General features: G+C 62.7%; 2 pseudogenes. One reads left to right on the top strand and one right to left on the bottom strand.

What is annotated here, in order from left to right:
* Positions 1 to 454, top strand: a pseudogene (locus DM995_RS19425) (DUF3667 domain-containing protein); the annotation flags it as partial.
* 3 nt (positions 455 to 457) lie between these two features.
* On the opposite strand, the pseudogene DM995_RS19430 reads toward DM995_RS19425, so the two are convergent.
* Positions 458 to 651, bottom strand: a pseudogene (locus DM995_RS19430) (hypothetical protein); the annotation flags it as partial.

Here is a 651-nt window from a genome sequence, read left to right on the forward strand (position 1 = left end):
AATGACGGTCAACCTCGGCGATCCCACGCTCGAGGCCAAGGCCCGGAAGGCACTCGAGGATCCGGAGTTCCTCTTCTACAAGCTCAAGCAGAAGGGCTACAAGCTCAGCTTCCTGCTCGTCCCCCTGTCACTCCCCTGGATGATCCTGCTGTTCGCCTGGAAGCGCGGCATCAGGATCTACGACCATGTCGTGTTCCTGCTCTACTCCATCAGCTTCATGTCGATGCTGGCCGTCGTCGCTTCGACCCTGTTCACCTACACGAACACGCCCGCTGTCGTTTACCAGTTCCTCCTGGTCTACATTCCCGCGGCCCACATCTTCCTCCAGCTGAAGGAGGGCTATGCGCTCGGCTGGTTCTCGGCCGCCTGGCGCACGGTGGCACTCTCCACCTTCGCCGTCATCACGCTTGGCATCTATTTCGTCATCATCCTGCTGCTCGGCCTGCTCGACTGACCCTCAGGGCGAAGGCGGCGCCTTCTTCAACTCCGCTGCAATCTCCGCCCGCGTGGCCGGCTTTGCCGGCAACTCGAACCGCTCGGCCGGAATCTCCGCCGCCTTCGCCTCCACCAGCATGAACCGCCCGACCGACTCCAGCGGCGTGCCCACGGCAAAGACGCTGCGCATCTCCTTCACCATCTCGCCCGCCATCT

The sequence above is a fragment of the Blastomonas sp. UPD001 genome (assembly GCF_003426715.1).
Lineage (GTDB): Bacteria > Pseudomonadota > Alphaproteobacteria > Sphingomonadales > Sphingomonadaceae > Blastomonas.